This is a genomic window from Streptomyces yerevanensis (assembly GCF_000716805.1).
Classification (GTDB): domain Bacteria; phylum Actinomycetota; class Actinomycetes; order Streptomycetales; family Streptomycetaceae; genus Streptomyces; species Streptomyces flaveus.
This window is the reverse complement of the sequence record NZ_JNWJ01000038.1, coordinates 1-17797: the sequence shown is the minus strand read 5'-3', so window position 1 is coordinate 17797 and position 17797 is coordinate 1. Positions and strand designations below refer to the sequence as shown.

The window sequence follows — 17797 nt, the reverse complement described above, 5'->3', positions numbered from 1 at the left end:
CTCGATCCCGGCGGGGTCGAGCGCCTTCGCGGCCGGGCGGGCCGGTCATGCCACGCCGGCCTGTCGGACCCGGGATGTGTGCGCCCTGTGCCTACGTCGCCTCCAGCCAGAACGCCTTGCCCTTCGAGGTGTTCTCGGACAGGTCGACCGGCAGCCCATCGGTGCGCAGGCGCTCGCCCGTGAACTGCCCCTTCGCGGTGTGCGCCTGGGTGCCGTCGTCGTCGATGGTGATGTCCGTGACGGCGTACGTCGTACGGTCCTTGAGCCAGCGCACCTTGGCATCGACGGCGGTCTGCGCGGTGCCGGCGGCGGTCGCGATCAGGAGGGCGGTGCGGCGCGAGGCGTCCGCCCACATCCACACGTACGGGCCCTTGGCGCTGTCCCACTCCGTCGTGTCCCAACCCTGGCCCAGGTGGACGGGCAGGAACTGGCCGTCCGTCAGGGCGGTGATCTCAGGCCGCCTGCGCCAGGCGTTGAAGACGCCCATGAGCCTCACCGCCGCGTCGGGCCACTTGGTCGCGTCACCGGGGTCCTGGGGAAACTTGACCGCGCGGACGGCCATGTAGGAGTAGTAGTCCTCCATGCGGCCGGTCATCTTGCCGCCGTTCATGTACGTCGCGGCCATCGGCAGGTGTCCGAACGCGGTGAGCGCGGTGCGCAGCGACAGGTCCTCTCCGGTGACGCCTCCGTTGGAGGTGTTCCAGCCGTTGTACGCGATGTGCAGCAACCCGTTGTTGCGGTCGCCCTGAGTGGGGGCGATGTCGAGTTCGCTGGTGAGCTTGGGCAGGTACTGAGGGTTCTTCGTCACCAGGTCGTTGAGCATGTTCCGGGTGAGGACGGCCTTGCGGTAGACGTTGTCACTCGGGTGCGAATAGGCGGTCGTCCGCTCGTTCTGCCAGTACTCGGTGAGGTCGATCATGTGCTGGGTGACGCCGTAGTCGTTGAGCAGCGTCTCGATCTGGCTTCTCTTGTAGGTGAGTTGGGCCGGGTCGGCGAGGTCGCGGCCCTTGAGGTGGCCGTCTCCCGTCAGCGAGAACCAGAGGCCGAAGCCGAGTCCGTTGTCCTTGAGGGTTTTCGAGAGCGTGCCCAGGCTGGTGATGGACTTCTTCATCGAGTCACTCGGTTCGATGGTGTCGCGCGTGGTGTTCCAGTAGTCGTCGAGCATGACCATGTCGAGGCCCGCCCGCTTCGTCTGCGGGATGACCGTGTCGTAGTAGTAGCCGACGGGCAGTTCGTGACCTGGGCCGCCGCGGTAGTCCCAGTCGTTCTGGTGGAAGAGCGTGGTCGTGTGGTGGTACTTGAAGCGCTTGCGGAAGTGCAGCTCGTCGGCCATCTTGCCGTCGACGACGTCGCCCTTGAAGACCGTGAGGTTCACCGCGAGATACTCGAACTCCTCACCCGGGAACAGCGTCAGTCGCAGCGCCTCGGGGTGGGTGTCCACGGAGACGGTGTCCTGCTCGTGCCAGGCGTTGATGCCCGCGAACGGCGGCAGCATGTAGTCGGTCGGGTAGTTGCCGTTGCCACGCTGGGTCTTCCAGTTGAGCTCGGGACTCATGCTCCAGCCGTCCCCGGTGTCGTACACGGTGAGGGCCTTCTTCGGCCAGGACCTGCCGACGGGGGCGGTGCTCAACGACCCCCGGGTGCTGAACCACTTCATGTTCGGGACGTAGTGGAGGGTATGCGGCTCGTTCGGCAGCCGCAGGTCGATCACAGTGGAGCGGGTGAGGGTGAGGTCGCGGGCTGTGTCCTCGTTGCGCACGAGGGTGAAGTAGCGCAGGCCCGCGTCGCCGTCGTAGATCTCGAAGACCAGGGTGACGAGGAACGGTCGGGGTGCGGTTCTGCGCAGGGGGATGCGGACGCGCTCCCCGACCCGCCAGGACCTCTCCTTCGTGCGCACGGTGATCAGTTCCCTGGTCGTCGCTCCCAGGCGCCATCCTCCGTCGTCTGCGCGGACGGTGTCGGTGCCGTCGAGTTCGTGGGCGAAGAGCAGTGAGGGAGCCGCCAGGTAGTCGCGGCCCGCACGCTTGTTGAGGAGCCCGGTGAGGCGGATGCCACCGTCTTCGTAGGTGACCGTGGCCCTGAGGGAGTCGTTCTCGAAGGTCCAGTTTCTCGCTCTGCGCCGGATGCTTTCCGACAGCGCGGCGGCGGATCCGGTGCCTGCTGCCAGGAAGGCGGCCGAGGCCGTGCCGAGGAAGAGACGGCGGCTCAGTGGGGACATGATCGGGCATCACCCTTCGTCCGTTGACATCGTTGTCAGAATTGCAGGGCAGTCGGGCCCTTCTCGCAGTTGGACCATCTCGTCATTGGGATTGGTGCGCATCGGTGCGGCGCGGGGTGGGACCCGCCGGCCGCCATCAGGGACACACCAGCAACGGCAAGCGCTTTCACCGCCGTGAAACCTAAGCGGCGCTCGACGGGTCGGTCAACAGGGCTGCGCGGCCCAATTGCCCAAACCTCAAGGCCGACAAGCGGCAGCACTCTTGACGCGCCCATGGTGCACCCGAAGAATGACCGCGACCGTCTGACAACGTTGTCGATGGAAAGGTGGCCGCCGCATGCCGCAGCCAGCCACGGAGTTCACCCGCCGTCACCTCATTCAGCTGCTCGGCGTCTCCGGCGCCTTGACCGCCTCCCCGCTCGTCCTGGGATCAGGGCAGGCCCTGGTCGCGGCGGCCGTCGGATCGGGCGCGGCGGCCGGACCCGATCCGGCAATGACCCCTGTCTCCGACACGTACTACCGCGTCCTCCTCACCCACACCCGCTGGTCCGAACAGCAGTGGGACGCGGCCCAAGGCCACTACGCCGCCAAGGACTTCGGCTTCGCGGTCGTGCTCGGCAACGCCGTCCTGCTGACCCGGGGCCCGTACGACGCCGAGCGCGCCGGAGTCGACAAGGACACCCTGCGCGCCCGTACCCTCGCCACCCTGAAGCACTTCGCGGCGTCGAACCGACTGACCGGTGGCACCCAGTGGGGCCGGAAACTGTTCTTCGACACCACCTTCCAGTCCTACTTCGTCCTGGCGGCCCGGCTGCTGTGGGACGACCTCGACGAGGTGACGCGCCGCAACGTCGACACCGTCGCCTGCGAACAGGCCCAGTACACCGCTGGGTTGGGCACGGGAGACGATCCCGACTCCGGCGGCTGGACCCCGCGCGGTCTCGACGGCGGTTTCCAGGGCGACACCAAGCTGGAGGAGATGGGAATCTACGCCCAGGCGCTCGCCCCCGGCCTCGCCTGGGCGAGCGACGACGCGCGGTACGAGGCATGGCGCGGCGCCTTCGGACGGTGGAGCCGCAACGAGGCGGGCCTGCCGGCCGCCGACCTCGCCAACCCGGCCCGCGTGGACGGCATCGCCGTCAGCGAGAACACCGCGCAGAACCTGTACGACACGTTCATCGTCGAGAACCACGGCTCGTTCGGCCCGCACTACCAGGAAGAACTCTGGCGAACCTCCGGACGCAACGCCGCCCACTTCCTCGTCGCGGGCCGCGCCCTCCCCCAGGTGCTCACCGCCCAGCCCAACGCCGGCCCGCTGTGGCGCACCCTGCTCGGCGTGATGAGCGACGCGGGCGAGCCGCTGATGCCGATGGTCGCCGACCGCGAACATCTCTACGGCCGCGACATCATCCCGCTCGCCTTCCTCGCGCAGGTGACCGGAGATCGCGCCGCGGCCCGCTGCGAACTCGCCCTGGCCGAACGTCTGGAGGCCTACCAGGCGTATCCGCCGCAGTACCGCCTCGCGAAGTTCTCGGGTGAACCCAAGTACGAACCCGAGGCGCGCGCCGAACTGGCCATCAGCTATCTGCTCCACGAGTGGCGGGTCCGGTCGGGGCGCGCACCGGTGCGACCCCTGTCGCAGCGTGAGCTCTTCGAGCAGGCGAGTGGCGTCACCGACCACGGCCCGGGCCCCGGCCTCGTCTCCCACCAGTCGCCCGGCGCGTGGGCCGGGGTGGTCAGCAAAGCCGGTTTCGTGAAGTTCGCCTGGCAACCGGCCCATGACGACTGGCTGTTCGCGCTCAGCGGTACGGCGCCGATGTTCCTGCCGAGAACCGGGGCCAAGGTCACCGGACGGTCGGTCGTCGCGTACTCCCGGCTGCGGGACGGGTTCGACGGCAGCGCGAGCCTGCTCACGCTGGACACCGGGTACGCGGGCTTCACGACGCTCCCGACCGGGACCGTCGTGTACGCGACCTCCGGTACGGCCGCCGGGGAAGGCCACCTGGAGGTGCACAACCTGAACATGCCCGGGATGCCGGGGCTGGACGGAAGCCGCACGTACCGGGCGGCCGAGGGGAGCGCGACGGTCGCGGCCCAGGCCGGTCCCTCGACTCCCACCGGCCCACGGGTCGACGAACTCACCTTTCCTCGCGGTCGGTTCCGCCATCTGCGGATGCTCGGGGTACGCCCCGACCCCTCGTACGGCTATTCGCTGTACGCCTTCGAGATACGCGACGGCGCCGGTGGCGCCGACCTGGCGCGCGGCGCCGGGGCGACGGCCTCCGCGTCCTCCTTCGACCCGGGCAAGGAGCCCGCGCTCGCGGTCGACGGCGACGGCTCGACCCGTTGGGCGGTGTCCCGTGCGGACCGTCCGCGCGCGGACAGTTGGCTCGCCGTCGATCTGGGCGCGGCCCTGGACGTGGACCGGGTGACCCTGCGCTGGGAGGCCGCGGCGGGCCGCGCGTACCGGATGCAGGGATCGGTCGACGGGCAGAACTGGACCGACCTGGTCGCCTGGCCGCAGGCGGACCTCACCAGCCGCGGCGGCTGGCTGGACATCGACGGCCGCGCCGGTCTCGTCGTGCGCGGCGGCGCCAACCCGATCTCGGTGTACGGCAACACGGTCGTCCTCTCCGACGGACCGGCCGAGGGCATTCTGGTCGAGGGACTCCCGGACGCGACGCCCGAGCGGCTCCGCGCCGCAGCCGCCCGGAAGAGACCCTCGGTGCAGTCCGCCCAGGTGAAGGCCACTCTCACGGACGACTACCTGAGCCTGTTCAACCTCTCCTCGGATCCGGTGACGACCACGGTGACGATCCCGCGCTCGGGCTCCGAGGGAATCCGCCTGTACGCGGGTGTCCAGACAGTCACCGAATCGGGCACGGACTTTGTAGCCGAACTGTCCGCCGCTTCCGCCGTATTGCTGCCTGCGCGCATGGTCCTCTCCGGGGAGCGCGTTCCCGTCGGTCTGCGCGCCGAGGTGGTCGACGGCCGCACGGTGCGACTCGGCGGACCTTCCTGCCGCGTCACCGTCTCCGCTCAGGGCAAGAGCCTCGACGCCACGGTCCGCGCGGGCCGTACGACCACGGTCACCGTGCCGCGCGCCACGGCGTACCCGCTCGCCGATCTCGCACTCGGCCGTCCCACCTTCCCGACCGTACCGTTGCCGCCCGGCATGACGGACCCGAAAGCCGTGGTCGACGGAGACGAAGGCACCGCGTGGACCCCCGGCCCGGACGGTCGCATGGTCGTCGACCTGGGCGCCGAGCGGCACATCACGGAGATCCGCACGCAGTGGCGGGGCGGCCACATTCCGGCAGCGCAGGCGGAGTTCAGCAGGGACGGCCGTACGTACACGGGCGCGGCACGACTGACAGCGCGGGGAGTCCTGCGCACCGACAGCACGGCCCGCTATGTGGCACTCCGGGTCACCGCCCCGGCCGGAGGCCACACCGCACTCACGTCCCTCACCGTCACTTCGTGACCCGAGGAGCACACCCCCGACGAATTCGTCGCCCACCAGAACCGACAACGTTGCCAGACTCGAGTGGAGGCCTACGTGCACGCAGGAACGCACCGGTTCAGACGCAGACTGCTGGCGTTGCTCGCCGCAGCCGTGAGCGCCACCGTGGGACTCGGAAGTCCCGCGCTCCCGGCCGCGGCAGCCGCCGGGAGCGCGGCGGCCACGTCGTGGAACGTGACGCACAGGGCAGGAGAGCCCGGCGACGCCCTGACCGCGCATCTGCGACTCGACGACACACGAGGCACCTTGTCGCTGGGCGTACGCCGAGGCAGCACCACCGTGCTGGAACCCGCCCCGGTCGGCATCACCACCGATGCCTCCGACCTGACCGCCGGTCTGCGGCTTCGTGGCCACACCGTACGGAAAGTGACCGAACGGTACTCCACGACGACCGGCAAGCAGCGCCGGCGTGTGGCCCATATGACCGAGGCGCGGTTCTCCTTCGCCAAGGACGATGGTGCCCGGCTCGACCTGGTCGTCCGTGTCTCGGACGACGGGTTCGCCTACCGCTACGTCCTGCCCGGCGACGACGAGGTGACGGTGCTCGGCGAGGCTTCCGCCTTCCAGGTGCCGGATGAAGCCGCGGCGTGGCTGATGCCGTACACGCCCAACTACGAACGGCCCCGCACCGAGACCACCGCCGCGGACGCCGCGACAGGCGACTACGCGTACCCCTCGCTCTTCCGGGTCGGCGAGTCCTACGTCCTGCTCACGGAGTCGGACGTGGACGGTCGTTATGCCGGCAGCCGTCTCGCACACGACGCCGGAAGCGGCCGCTACACCGTGGAACTCGCCGACGAACGCATCACCTCGGCTGGCCCGCTGGCCACCCCGTGGCGCACCGCCGTCATCGGTGACCTGGCCACCGTCACGGAGTCCACCCTCACCGACGACCTGGCGCCCGACTCCCGGGTGACGGACACCTCGTGGATCCGCCCGGGCAAGGTCGCCTGGTCCTGGCTGGCCGGCTTCGGCGCCGCGCAGCGCAGCCTGGAGACCCAGCAGCGGTTCGTCGACTACAGCGCCGCCCACGGCTGGGAGTACACACTGGTGGACGACGGGTGGAAGACCGAGGACTGGATGCCGCGGCTCATCGAGTACGCGCAGCGGCGTGGTGTGAAGATCCTGGTGTGGATGCACTGGTCCGATCTGGACACGGCCGCCGAACGCGAGGAGACCCTGGGCAGGGTCAAGGAGTGGGGCGCGGCCGGGTTGAAGATCGACTTCATGGATTCGGATGCGCAGGAGCGTTTCCGCTGGTACGACGACATCCTTGAGGCGACCGCCGAACGGGAACTGCTGGTCAACTTCCACGGATCGACCATCCCGCACGGCATCCAGCGCACCTGGCCGCACGTCATGTCGATGGAGGCGGTCTACGGTGCCGAGCAGGGCAACGTGTCTCTCGCCGACATCACCACACTGCCGTACACCCGGAATGTGGTGGGATCCATGGACTACACGCCCATGGGATTCCAGTTCGGCACCCGGAACACCTCGGAGGCCGCGGAACTGGCCCTGTCGGTCGTCTACGAGTCCGGCTTCCAGAACTTCGCCGGTTCGGTGGAGGCATACCGGTCCCGTCCGGAGCTCGAACGGTTCCTCGAGCAGGTACCGACCGTCTGGGACGAGACACGGCTGCTGTCCGGGCACCCCGGTGACGGGGCGACCCTCGCACGGCGTCACGGCGACCGCTGGTTCGTCGGCGACATCACCGCTGCCGACGGGCCTGACACGCGGCGCGTACCGCTGGACTTCCTCGGCGCCGGCCGCTGGCGGCTGGAGGTCCTGCGTGACGGACCGGACGGCCTGGTCCGCGAGTCCCGGGTCGCCGACCGCCGCGATGTCCTGACGGTCCCCACGTCGGCGGGCGGCGGCTTCGCCGCCCTGATCTGCCGTGCCCTGCCCGGCCGCACCACGTGCGACCGGCCCGTGGACCGCATGCCATTGACCGCCTTGTCGGCCACACCGCAGAAAGCGGAGGCCGACCCGGGAACGACGGTCGCTGTCGAAGGCACGTTCCACGTGGAGGACTTCGGTCCGGCGCGCGACGCCACCGTGCGCGTCAGCTCCCCGCAGGGATGGACGGTCACAGGCGGCACCGCTCACGCCGATGAACTCGCCACCGGCGCCGCGATCGGCACACGCGCCACCGTGCACGTCCCGTCCGACGCGGCGTACGGCTACCACGACGTGGTGGTGAGCGCCTCCTACCGGGCTCCGGGCGAGAAGGCCGGCGTCCCCGCGCTGCGCCAGGAGCGGACGGTACGGGTGTTCGTCGCACCGCCGGGAGTGGACTACGTGAGCGATCTGCCGTTCGCGCAGGAGCGCAACGGCTGGGGGCCCGTCGAACGCGACACGTCGAACGGGGAAAGCGCCGGAGGCGACGGCGGTCCCCTGCGCATCCGCGGCACCGCGTACGACAAAGGCCTCGGTGTGCATGCCACGGCCGAGGTGTCCGTCGACATCCGTGGCGCGTACGACCGTTTCCGGGCTCACGTGGGTGTCGACGACGAGGTCGGCGGCACGGCCACGGTCGTCTTCGAAGTGGTGGGTGACGGGCAACTGCTCGCACGGACCGAGGTGATGACCCCCGCGGACGCCGCTCGCGCACTCGACGTCGACGTCAGTGGGGTGCAGCGCCTGACGCTGCGCGTCACCGACGGCGGCGACGGCATCAACTCCGACCACGCGGACTGGGCGGACGCGCAACTGCGTCTGATCACCGCTGACACCACTGAATAGCGGCATTCCGAGGGCCGGCGGCAGCGCCGGCCCTCGGGCGCCACGGCGACCCCTACGAGGTGCCCGGCGACCTGACCTGCCCCCTGCCCCCCTGAGCCTGCAGACAACGACGTGTATCCCCGGAGTTCTTCCGACATGAGATGGACCCGGCGCCTGCGCCTGTGCGTGGCAGGGGCGGTGACAGCCTCCGCGCTGTTCGCCGTTCCGGTCGCTCAGGCTGCCCAGCCGAGCGACGCCCGACTCGACGAGCTGGTCGAGTCAGTCGAGCGCGGCACCGCACGGGTCTTGGACCCGGCGGCGAACGGTGTGCTCAGCCGGTGCTGCCGGGGCGGCGGGCGAGCGCACCGGCCGTGGTGAGCAGGGCGAGCAGGACACCGGTGAACCACGTCATCGCGGTGGTCACGGCGGTGTAGCGGGTGGCGATGCCAAGGCCGATCGCGGGCAGGGCGAGGCCCAGGTAGGAGACGAGGAAGAGCCCGGCGAGGGCTTCGCCGCGTTTGGCCGGCGTGGCCATGGCGACGACGGTGCCGACCGCGGACTTGAACAGCACTCCGGCGCCGCTGCCGGCCACGATGCAGGCCACCAGGAACGCGGGGAGGCTGGCGGTCTGCATGCCGACGGCGAGTGCGGCCATCCCGGCCGCCTGGGAGAACAGGCCGAGGTTCCTGCGTACTTTGGCATCGAGCCGGCTGGTGAGCGTCTGCGCCGCAGCGGCGGCGCCGAACACGGCGAACACGGTCAGCCCGGACAGCGCGCGGGACGGGTGGTGCAGGGTCTGGCCGACGAACCCGGGGGCCAGCGAGGTGAACAGGCCGAAGACCGCGAAGGACGCGAAGCCCGCGGCTGCGGCGGCCATGTATCCGGCCGGGTCGCCATGGTCGGCGCTGACGCGCTGCGGGCGGTATGCAGGCCTGACAGGCTGCTTCTCGACCGTCTCGGGGGTGAGCGCGACCGCGGCGATGCTGATCAGCAACAGGGCGCCGAAGACCAGGTAGGGCAGGCGCAGTGGCGCGTCGAGGTACTCGGCGAGGAGGCCGGCGACGAGCGGGCCGAAGCCGAGGCCGCCGATGTTGGCCGCGGTGGAGACGATTTCGAACCGTTGCGACGAGGCGCCGGGCCGGTGCGCGCTGTGCAGTTCGTGCAGGTGCGCGGTGGCGGTCGCGGTGAGCATGCCGACACCGAGACCGGTGACCAGCCTGGCGACGAGGAGGACCGGCAGAGACGGCTCGGTGAGGAACAGCGCGGCGGCGACCAGTTCGAGCGTCAGCGCCGTGATCAGGACCTTTCGTCGGCCGAGCCAGTCCGAGACGTGTCCGGTCAGCAGCAGACTGGCCAGTACGCCGACGGCGTAGACGGCGAAGACGATGGTGACGGTGAACGTGGAGAAGCCGTCTCGTGCCTGGTACAGGGGGTACAGCGGCGTCGGGACGGTGGAGAACGCCATGGCCGTGACGAACGCCGAGGCGATCAGCCAGAATCCGGCACCGTGCCTGCGGGCCGAGTGCCGCTTGCCGGCCCCCTCGGCAGGTGCCCGGAGAGCGTGCCGGAGTGCGGACAACGACATGTGAGTGCTCCGTTTCCGTGGAGGTTGTCGGTTGCCGTCTGGGATCGACGCCGACCGTGGGGGTAGGCCGCTGCCCCGGACCCACCGGTCCGGGGCAGCGGCCTACGGGATTCAAGCCAGTCGGCCGTGGGCCTGGGCCCACTTGACCTCGGCCCCGGCGGCCTCACCGCCGGTGGCCTCCGCCTGGGCGCGACCCACCGACTCCATGACGGCCGCGTAGCCCGGGCTGACACTCGCGTAGACGCCGCCCCAGTTGGCCCAGTCGTCGCGGGCCCAGGTCTTCTGGAGCTCGGCCGCCACGCCGAGGACGTCGACGACCTTGACGCCGGCCCGGCTCAGGCGCTCGATCGAGATCCGCTGCGCCTCGTCGGAGTAGGTGCCCGAGGCGTCGATGACGGCGTACACGTCATATCCCTCGGCGAGGGCCGACAGCGCGGGCTCCACGACGCAGATGCTGGTCATGATGCCGGCGACGAGGAGCGTACGGCGGCCGGTCTGCTCGACGGCGCGGCGGAAGCCCTCCACGTCCCACGCGTTGATCTCGCCGTGACGCTGGACGTATGTCGCCTTGGGCGCGTTCTCGAACACCTCCGGGATCAGCGGACCGTTGGGTCCCTCGGGGACCGACGCGGTGGCGATCACCGGGGCGCCGGCCAGCGTGGCGGCCTTGGCCAGGGCGGCCACGTTGTTGCGCAGCTCGCGGACGTTGACGTGGTCGACGATCTGCAGCAGGCCGCTCTGGTGGTCCACCAGCAGTACGGCGGCGTCTGCGGGATCGATGAGGCCGTTGTTGCTCGACACAATGTCTCCTTGGGTCAGGGGCGGGCGCCCGGCACCGGGCCGAATGCCCTGGTTCACCAGCAGCGCCCTTGCTGCTGACAACCTCTTCAACCCGGTGCCACAGCGGCCGCTTCCCATATAGAAGAGATGGCTCGAGATGACGGTAATCTCTGCCAGAGATAGCTTTGGTGTCGGCCGTACGGAGATGGAATGGATCTTCGGCAGATGGAAGTCGTCGTCGCGGTCGCCGAGGAGGGCGGCTTCAGCGCGGCGGCGCGACGCCTGCACGTGGTGCAGTCCGCGGTGTCCACCACGGTGCGCACTCTCGAGCGCGAGCTAGGGGCATCGCTGTTCCACCGGACCACCCACCGGGTGTCCCTCACCCCGGCGGGCCAGGCCTTCCTCCCGGCCGCCCGCGCCGCGCTGCAGGCCGCCGAACAGGCCCGCGCCGCCGTTGACTTGGTCAAAGGAGAGCTCCGGGGAGAGATCACGATCGGCGTCATGCAGGGTCTCCACACGGGCCTCGCCCAGGCGCTGGCCGCCTTCCGTCACCAGCATCCGCAGGTGACTGTCAGGCTTCGCCAGGCGCCGGCGGACGACCTCCTGCAGGCGCTGCGCGACGGCACCACAGACGTGGCCGTCGTGGCGCTGGCCGGTCTCCCACAGCGAGGACTGGCCGCACGCGTGTTGAAGGAGGAGGAGATGGTCCTGATCACGGCGCCGAGCCGCGCCGTGGAACCCGAGCGACCGGTCACCCTCGCCGAGGTGGCCGACCTGCCACTGGTGGACTTCCCCGTCGGCTGGGCGATCCGGCACTCGGTCGACCGGGCCTTTCGTACGGCCCTCGTCGACCGCGCCGCCACCTTCGAGGTCAACGACATTCTGGGCGCCACCGACCTGGTCCGCCATGGCCTGGGCGTGTGCATCATGCCGGAATCCCTGGCCGCCCGCTTTCCCGACCTGACCGCACGCCGGTTCGTCCGGAACGCACCGACCTGGAAAGTAATGGTCGTGCATCCCCGCGGGCAGGTTTCTCCGGCCGTCACCGCGCTGCTGCGCCACATCAAATAGACGGAAGGCGCGGCGCCCGGTAGGCGCCGGATGCGTCGGTCACGTCTCCGTCCTGACCGCCTCCGTCACGCGTGAGCGCTGTGTGAGCGGACGGGGTGGCACAAGCTGAACCGGCGACGGCATACGGTGCTCGGATCAGCTGAACGTATCCATGTCGTGGCAGTACGTGGCCGCCCGTTCGACGCCGGGCCACGTCGGGACCCTCCTCGGCAGGATCCGCGCGAGCCGATGCCGCGTGCGTCGGCAGGGCAAGCCCGCGCTGATCAAGTGCGCGATCGCCCTGGGACCCGCGCTATGGGGCGTATTCCGCCGGGGTGGTGGACGTCGGCCGAGTCTGCTTCTCTGCCTCTGCCTCGTCGTCCGTCGTGCGTGCCGGGCGGGTCCGGTTGAAGGCCAGGTTCAGCCCGAACGCGATCAAGGTCGCGCTCGTCACCGGTGAGCCCAGCACGATGCGCACACCGTCCGGGAAACGGGAGTAGAGGTCCGGCGCCACGTCGGGCGCCATGCCCACGCCGATCGACACGGCGATGATCAGCAGGTTGTGCGTTCCCTCGAACTCGACCTTCCGCAGGGTGCTGATGCCGACGGCGGCGACCGTGGCGAACATGACCAAAAGCGCCTGAGTTCGCGATTACTGATCGATCGAGGACGCGAACCCAGGCAGGGGTACTGATCGGGCAGGTGCTCATCGTCGTCCCTCCGTCCAGCAAATGGGGCAGATGTCCCGGCCATCTCGGGTGCGGTGCACCGCTGGGTGTTTGCAAGCACCTCATTGGGCTCCACGGCACGACTCAGAAGTGGCTCCACAACCTGGCCAGTCGAAGGTCGAGTTGTACGCCGCGCTGCGGCGCGACTCCCGCGATGGCATGTCGAACCGGGCGTTGCAGTGCAAGTACGGTGTCACCTGGAGCACGGTCAACAAGGGCCTGACCTCGGCTTGGCCGCAGCCACGCACGACAACCGCTTCGGCGCGGCCGTCGAAGCTGGATCCGTTCACGCTGCTGATCGACGAGATCCTGCTCATTGATCTGGACGCGACCAGGAAACAGCGCCACACCGTCACCCCGGATCTACCGCCGTCTGATCGACGAGTACTCCTCGTCCGAGGCGTTGCGTTGACCAATTGCACCCGCACCGATGAGAGGGCGCAAGCGTCCTGCGAGCAACCGCGCGGTCCGGCCAGGGACTGAGAGTCCGGTGTTTATACCTTGCTCGCGACCACCATGTAGTTCTCGGCCTCAAGATCGAACGTGCTCAGTTCCGTTTGGAGTCCGACCCGGTGCAGCTCGACTTCGAGTTCCTCGTACCGGTAGGGCCAGCAGGACAGCAGTTCCGAGCGGACAAGAACCAACCCGGTCGTATCAACTTGCGCGATCGCAATCTCGATGTGGTGCTCCTCCTCCCAATGCGGCGCAATCTCCCAGCGGTAGACCACGACGGCATCGCGACCGTTCCGGCGGACGAGTCGGTCACTGATCTCCAGCCGGGAACCTCTGGCCCTCACGAGTTCCCAAGTGCGGGATGTGAGTACCAAGCGCCCGCCGGGGCGCAGAAGCCGTGACATCGACTCCAGAGCAGCACCCCTGCCTGTCGCGCCCGCGGCATGGTGAAGCGAGTTGCCAACGCAGAACACCATGTCGAACGTGTTGTCCTGGAAATGGTCGGGCAACTCTTCCCAGTTCGCCCGTACGGCCCGGACGGATGCCCCGAACTCCTCAGACAACTCTGCAGTCCGACGAACCATCGCCTCGCTGGCGTCAGTTGCGACAACCTGTATGCCACGACCGGCGAGGCCAACCGCCAACTGTCCGGTTCCGCACGAACAGTCGAGGACGTGAGCGTTCGACGGCAGGAGATTGAGGACGTCGTCGAACGACGCAGCGAACTCGGCTGGAGGCAACTTTGCATCCGAGATGAGCCATTCGTACACCTCGGCAAGCACGTCATAGCCTGTCACAACCACTACCTCCGTCACGCGGCAGACTCACGGTAGGACGTCAGTCCATCAGCGGAGCAAACCGGGCACCAATGGTTTTCGCAAGGATGGCTCTGACAGTGTTTGTGAGTTGTCAGTTGTCCGTCTGAGTGGATGTCACCGGACCAAAACAACTCGGTGCAGTGGAGCCCAAAGAACTGCTTATGAACACCCCTGGGTTCCGAGGCGGTGCCGGATGAGATGCACGATCACGCGGCTCACGGCGTGCTCCCACTGGGAATGTCGGTCACGATGTCTCCAAGTGGCTGGGGGACGCGTCGTCGCTGTCCGCCGGGTCGGGTTGGAAGAAGCGGATGTAGCGCAGACCGGTCTCCGGGGTGATGTTGAACATCACGCACAGGTGTTGCGGGTCGGCGCCGGTGACGGCGGCCTCTTCGAGAATCCGGTCCTCACGGAGTCGCTGGGCGGTGACCGGGAGGCCGCGCAGCACGACCTGCATCCAGCCGATGGTGACCGCTGCGCGGGAGTACGCGGTCTGCGAGCTGATGAACAGGTGAGAGTTGCGGGTGTTCGGCCAGCGTTCGCGCCGCAGCTCCATGTAGTCGGCGGCGGCCTGTCGGGTGAAGGTCTCGAGTGGGTGGTCGATGTCGCCGTGCGCGAGCCGGCCGCGGACGAAGTCGATGGCGGACACGGGCAGTGCTCGGGCTTGGTGGGGGTAGAGCGCATGGATGCCGATGAGGGCGATCAGCAGCTTCAGGGCGGGGTCGGTGGCCGCAGCCTCGGCCATGGACTGGATCGCTTCTGGGCTCAGTGGCTTCGGCACCGTGCCCGGCCTGGCGCCGAGGCTCACGCCGCGGGCGGGATTGGTGAACAACAGCCGCTGGCTCTTGAGGGTCTTGAACATGCTGCGTAGCGCGACGGCCTCGTTGTGGGGTGCTGGGCACTGGGCGAGCCACTCGGCGAGATCGCCGCGGGTGACCTGGCGGAGGGTGCAGTAGCGCTCCGAGCAGGCGAGGAGGAAGGGGATCGCCGAGGAGAGCTGGTTGCGGACGGTGGCGGGTGAGCGGGGGCGGCGGCGTGGCCCGCCGTGTCGCACGATGTTGATCCACACCAGGGCTTCTTCACCGATCTCCGGGTGCACGTGGCTTAGCCGACGGTGGATCCACTGGTCGAGGGGATCGGGACGGTCGTCGTTGAGGAGTTCGAGGGTGGCGAGGACTTCGGTAACCCGGAAGACGGCGCGTCGGCTTTGCTGGCGTGGCAGCGTGGCGACGGTGCTGGCCTTGATCGTCTCGTGCGGGCCGTGAACGGCGGTGAGCAGGTACAGGCTCTGTTGCACGCGCTCGCGTAGACCTGGTGACCAGCCCTGGGCGTCGGCGTGGTTGTCGGCCTGCGCGGCGACGTAGTCGGTGAAGGCGGGGTCAAGCGGCGCCACGTCGGGCACAGTGACGCGGGACATGTCCCGCGCGGCCTCGAACAGCCGGTCTTGTCGCCATCGTGGAACCGTCCAGCAAAGGGCTCTGGGCTGGTGCCGAACAGTGGCGGGGGAGGTTCGTGATCGGGGACGGCGTGCGGCGAGATGGACGCGGCGGATCTGGTCGGCGAGGAACAGCTGCTGCCCTGTGGTGGCCGCGGTGGTGAGGTCGGGACGTTGCCAGGTGCGCGGTATGGCGCGGGCCTGGCAGTGGCACAGCCGGCACACGCCCTTCTTGAGCGGGAGGGTGCGGCCGCAGGTTTGGCACCTGCCGGGCTGATGACCGCGGTTGCGGAAGGAGTTGCAGGCCGCGCACAGACCCCTACGACGCCAGATGCCCCAGGCGAAGCAGTCGCTGCAGCTGTCCGCGGACACAACGCGCGGGTGGCAGCGGCGGCAGTAGCCGCCGGCATAGTGGTTGTCGCTGCCGCACGTTTTACAGACGGGCGGAGGAAGACTGGGATGCAGGCAGCTGAAGCAGCGCCGTCGGCCGTACTCCGCGACCTTCTCGCCGCACTGCGTACACGGCCGCGGCTGCAGGTTCACAGCGGCGGCTCCGTCCGGCCGGCCCGGCGCTCGATCGTGGGGCGCTCGCCGGCGACCGCCGCATGGCCCGGTGCGGTCGCTGTTCGCTGGGCGCGGGCCTTCTCCGGCTCCGGGACCAAAAGGTCGTTGGGCTCGCAGCCGAGCACCTCGCAGATGACGTCGAGGTCGTCCAGGCGGATCGTGACCGGCTGCCCGGCCCACAGGTTGGACATCTTCCCAGCGCTGATCACCAGGCCTGCGTCGGCGAGCATCGCCTGCAGCTGCGAGGACTTCCAGATGTCACGCTGCGCGGCGGCCAGCCGAAGGTTCCATTTCATGACGGCTCCTGTTCTCGGCTATCCGGTGAACCGGGAGGCGACCCGCTGGCCGGCGGAGACCCAGGCGTCCTCGATGTGGGTCTTGTTGACGTGCACGTAGATCATCGTGGTGTTGATCCAGCGATGACCGAGCAGCTCCTGGATAGCGACGACGTTCATGCCCTGTGCGTACAGATCGGACGCGGCGAAGTGCCGGAGCGCGTGCGGAGTAGCACGGCCGGACCAGCGAGGTAGGTGGCGCTCCACTGCCTCCGCCATCGCGCCCCGGATCGCGCTGGTGCTCACGTGCTTGCAGCGGCCACCGGGATCGCGGCGCTCGGAGGGGAACAGCAGTGCACCGGGCTCATCGAGGTGCTCGTCGAACTCCCACCGCGGGCCCTGGACCCACCATTCGAGGAGTTCACGAGAACCGTTGATGAGCGGGACCAGGCGCTCCTTCTTCTGGCCGCGGCTGCCCTTGCCGCGCAGCAGCACCTTGCCGAAGGTGCCCAGGTCCCAGCGGATGTCGTGGACTTCGAGCAGGCACAGTTCCGAGACCCGCGGGCCAATGAGGCTGGCCAGCCGGCATGCGGTGTAATTACGGACACACGGCGCGTACTTCCGAGTCGAATGTAGATCGTCGTGCCATCCGGCGAAGAGCCGATCGACGTCCGCGGCCGGCGGCGGGATCCGCACCCGCATGTTGGTCTTGCCTCGTGGGCGGTTGATCTCATCGACCGGGCACTGCACCAGCACGCCAGTCGCCGCGTAGATATCGGCCTGGTGCCGCACCTCCAGGAACTCGAAGTACGTCGCCAGGGCCTGCGCCTTGCGGACCTTCGTCAGCGTGGCCAGCCGTCGCTGGTCCTCGCCGAAGAACCGGTCGAGGTCAGTCGGGATCAGCTCCCAGAGCGGGCGGCCGCACCAGCCGCGTACCTCCATCAGCGCATCCACATCGCCGGAGATCGTTTCGTCGGCGATCCCGGCCGCAGCCCGGGCGAGCACGAACTCAGACAGCAGGTCCTGCTCGAAGTCCGCTATGTCCTGCGGCGACTCCAACAGCGGTCGAGATCGGATTGGTGCAACGACAGCGAGCGACATCCCGCCCCCTCAACTTCGCCATACCCAGCGGAATCTCAGGATGCTGGATAGAAGCTCATGAATTCTGAGACTTCCTCGCTGTTCACCCTTGAGGGTGACGGAGGGCCGTCGACGCACTCCGCAGGAACGGGGGCACCGCCCGCGGGGAGCGGGGCGATGGGGAACTCAGGCGCACATTCACAACGAGCACCTCATCAGCGAGCCGGATCTTCGCCCGATGCAGATCGTCGAGTCGAACCTTCAGCGCCTCGGCCTCGACGGGATCGGACCAAAGTTCATGCGGCGACTTCATGTCACAGCCCGGTTTGGCGACAATCTTTCCGGCTTTGGTCTCCAGCAGATCGGCCTCGGTCATCTCGGTCATGAAGCGGGTGGAGCCGCAGATCACGACGATACGCGGGAGGCTCAACAGCTTCTTCGCGTCGGCGAGCTTCTCCTCGGGGTGACTAGGACTTGTCCGGTCGATCATGCTGCTGGTTAGGCTGCAAGCGTGTCCAAGACGTGCGTGAGTAACGAGACCAGCAGCATGGTCTGCCTATGGGT

The 17797-nt window shown here is 68.7% G+C and carries 13 protein-coding genes; 4 read left to right on the top strand and 9 right to left on the bottom strand.

The genetic code is table 11. From position 1 onward, the window contains the following. Positions 1-91: 91 nt before the first annotated feature. The gene (locus OP79_RS32125; RefSeq protein WP_033325176.1) at positions 92-2218 is read right to left on the bottom strand and encodes a hypothetical protein; all 2127 of its coding nucleotides are present in this window, start codon (positions 2216-2218) and stop codon (positions 92-94) included. A gap of 337 nt (positions 2219-2555) precedes the next feature. Here OP79_RS32125 and OP79_RS32120 point away from each other — a divergent pair, with 337 nt between their 5' ends. Beyond that, complete coding sequence (locus tag OP79_RS32120; protein ID WP_033325175.1) at positions 2556-5702, top strand: discoidin domain-containing protein; 3147 nt, start codon at positions 2556-2558, stop codon at positions 5700-5702. Positions 5703-5777: 75 nt separating this feature from the next. Beyond that, positions 5778-8486 carry an NPCBM/NEW2 domain-containing protein gene (locus OP79_RS32115; protein ID WP_245685528.1) on the top strand — a complete coding sequence of 903 codons (2709 nt, stop codon included), beginning with the start codon at positions 5778-5780 and terminating at the stop codon, positions 8484-8486. Positions 8487-8796: 310 nt separating this feature from the next. Here OP79_RS32115 and OP79_RS32105 read toward each other — a convergent pair whose 3' ends face one another. Both OP79_RS32105 and OP79_RS32100 read right to left on the bottom strand, forming a co-directional pair. Then, positions 8797-10050: an MFS transporter gene (locus OP79_RS32105; protein ID WP_033325173.1), complete on the bottom strand. Its 1254-nt coding sequence runs from the start codon at positions 10048-10050 to the stop codon at positions 8797-8799. Between the two features lie 111 nt (positions 10051-10161). Beyond that, a complete protein-coding gene (locus tag OP79_RS32100) occupies positions 10162-10851 on the bottom strand; it encodes an isochorismatase family protein (protein WP_245685527.1) in 690 nt (229 codons plus the stop codon). A 189-nt stretch (positions 10852-11040) separates the two neighbouring features. Here OP79_RS32100 and OP79_RS32095 point away from each other — a divergent pair, with 189 nt between their 5' ends. Next, complete coding sequence (locus OP79_RS32095) at positions 11041-11901, top strand: LysR family transcriptional regulator (RefSeq protein ID WP_033325172.1); 861 nt, start codon at positions 11041-11043, stop codon at positions 11899-11901. Positions 11902-12193: 292 nt separating this feature from the next. On the opposite strand, the gene OP79_RS32090 is transcribed toward OP79_RS32095, so the two are convergent. After that, positions 12194-12508, bottom strand: coding sequence for a solute carrier family 23 protein (locus OP79_RS32090; RefSeq protein WP_033325171.1), 315 nt, complete (start codon positions 12506-12508; stop codon positions 12194-12196). A gap of 223 nt (positions 12509-12731) precedes the next feature. Here OP79_RS32090 and OP79_RS32085 point away from each other — a divergent pair, with 223 nt between their 5' ends. Further along, a complete protein-coding gene (locus tag OP79_RS32085; protein WP_033325170.1) occupies positions 12732-13091 on the top strand; it encodes a hypothetical protein in 360 nt (119 codons plus the stop codon). 11 nt (positions 13092-13102) lie between these two features. Here the strand turns inward: OP79_RS32085 and OP79_RS32080 are convergent, their stop codons facing one another. The 5 genes from OP79_RS32080 to OP79_RS32060 form a co-directional block, all read right to left on the bottom strand. Further along, entirely contained in the window at positions 13103-13858 is a 756-nt protein-coding gene (locus OP79_RS32080) for a class I SAM-dependent methyltransferase (RefSeq protein ID WP_033325169.1), read from the bottom strand. A 265-nt stretch (positions 13859-14123) separates the two neighbouring features. Next, complete coding sequence (locus tag OP79_RS32075) at positions 14124-15272, bottom strand: site-specific integrase (RefSeq protein ID WP_157857392.1); 1149 nt, start codon at positions 15270-15272, stop codon at positions 14124-14126. 581 nt (positions 15273-15853) lie between these two features. Beyond that, positions 15854-16174, bottom strand: a complete 321-nt coding sequence (locus OP79_RS32070; RefSeq protein WP_033325167.1) for a helix-turn-helix domain-containing protein — start codon at positions 16172-16174, stop codon at positions 15854-15856. Positions 16175-16192: 18 nt separating this feature from the next. Then, entirely contained in the window at positions 16193-17212 is a 1020-nt protein-coding gene (locus OP79_RS32065) for a tyrosine-type recombinase/integrase (protein ID WP_245685526.1), read from the bottom strand. Positions 17213-17336: 124 nt separating this feature from the next. Next, positions 17337-17723: a hypothetical protein gene (locus OP79_RS32060; RefSeq protein ID WP_245685525.1), complete on the bottom strand. Its 387-nt coding sequence runs from the start codon at positions 17721-17723 to the stop codon at positions 17337-17339. Positions 17724-17797: the final 74 nt, after the last annotated feature.

What these genes read in the sequence shown, in the direction of transcription:
- OP79_RS32125 (WP_033325176.1), bottom strand. Translation starts at nt 2,218, where the DNA reads ATGTCCCCACTGAGCCGCCGTCTCTTCCTCGGCACGGCCTCGGCCGCC.
- OP79_RS32120 (WP_033325175.1), top strand. Translation starts at nt 2,556, where the DNA reads ATGCCGCAGCCAGCCACGGAGTTCACCCGCCGTCACCTCATTCAGCTG.
- OP79_RS32105 (WP_033325173.1), bottom strand. Translation starts at nt 10,050, where the DNA reads ATGTCGTTGTCCGCACTCCGGCACGCTCTCCGGGCACCTGCCGAGGGG.
- OP79_RS32095 (WP_033325172.1), top strand. Translation starts at nt 11,041, where the DNA reads ATGGATCTTCGGCAGATGGAAGTCGTCGTCGCGGTCGCCGAGGAGGGC.
- OP79_RS32090 (WP_033325171.1), bottom strand. Translation starts at nt 12,508, where the DNA reads ATGTTCGCCACGGTCGCCGCCGTCGGCATCAGCACCCTGCGGAAGGTC.
- OP79_RS32070 (WP_033325167.1), bottom strand. Translation starts at nt 16,174, where the DNA reads ATGAAATGGAACCTTCGGCTGGCCGCCGCGCAGCGTGACATCTGGAAG.
- OP79_RS32060 (WP_245685525.1), bottom strand. Translation starts at nt 17,723, where the DNA reads ATGATCGACCGGACAAGTCCTAGTCACCCCGAGGAGAAGCTCGCCGAC.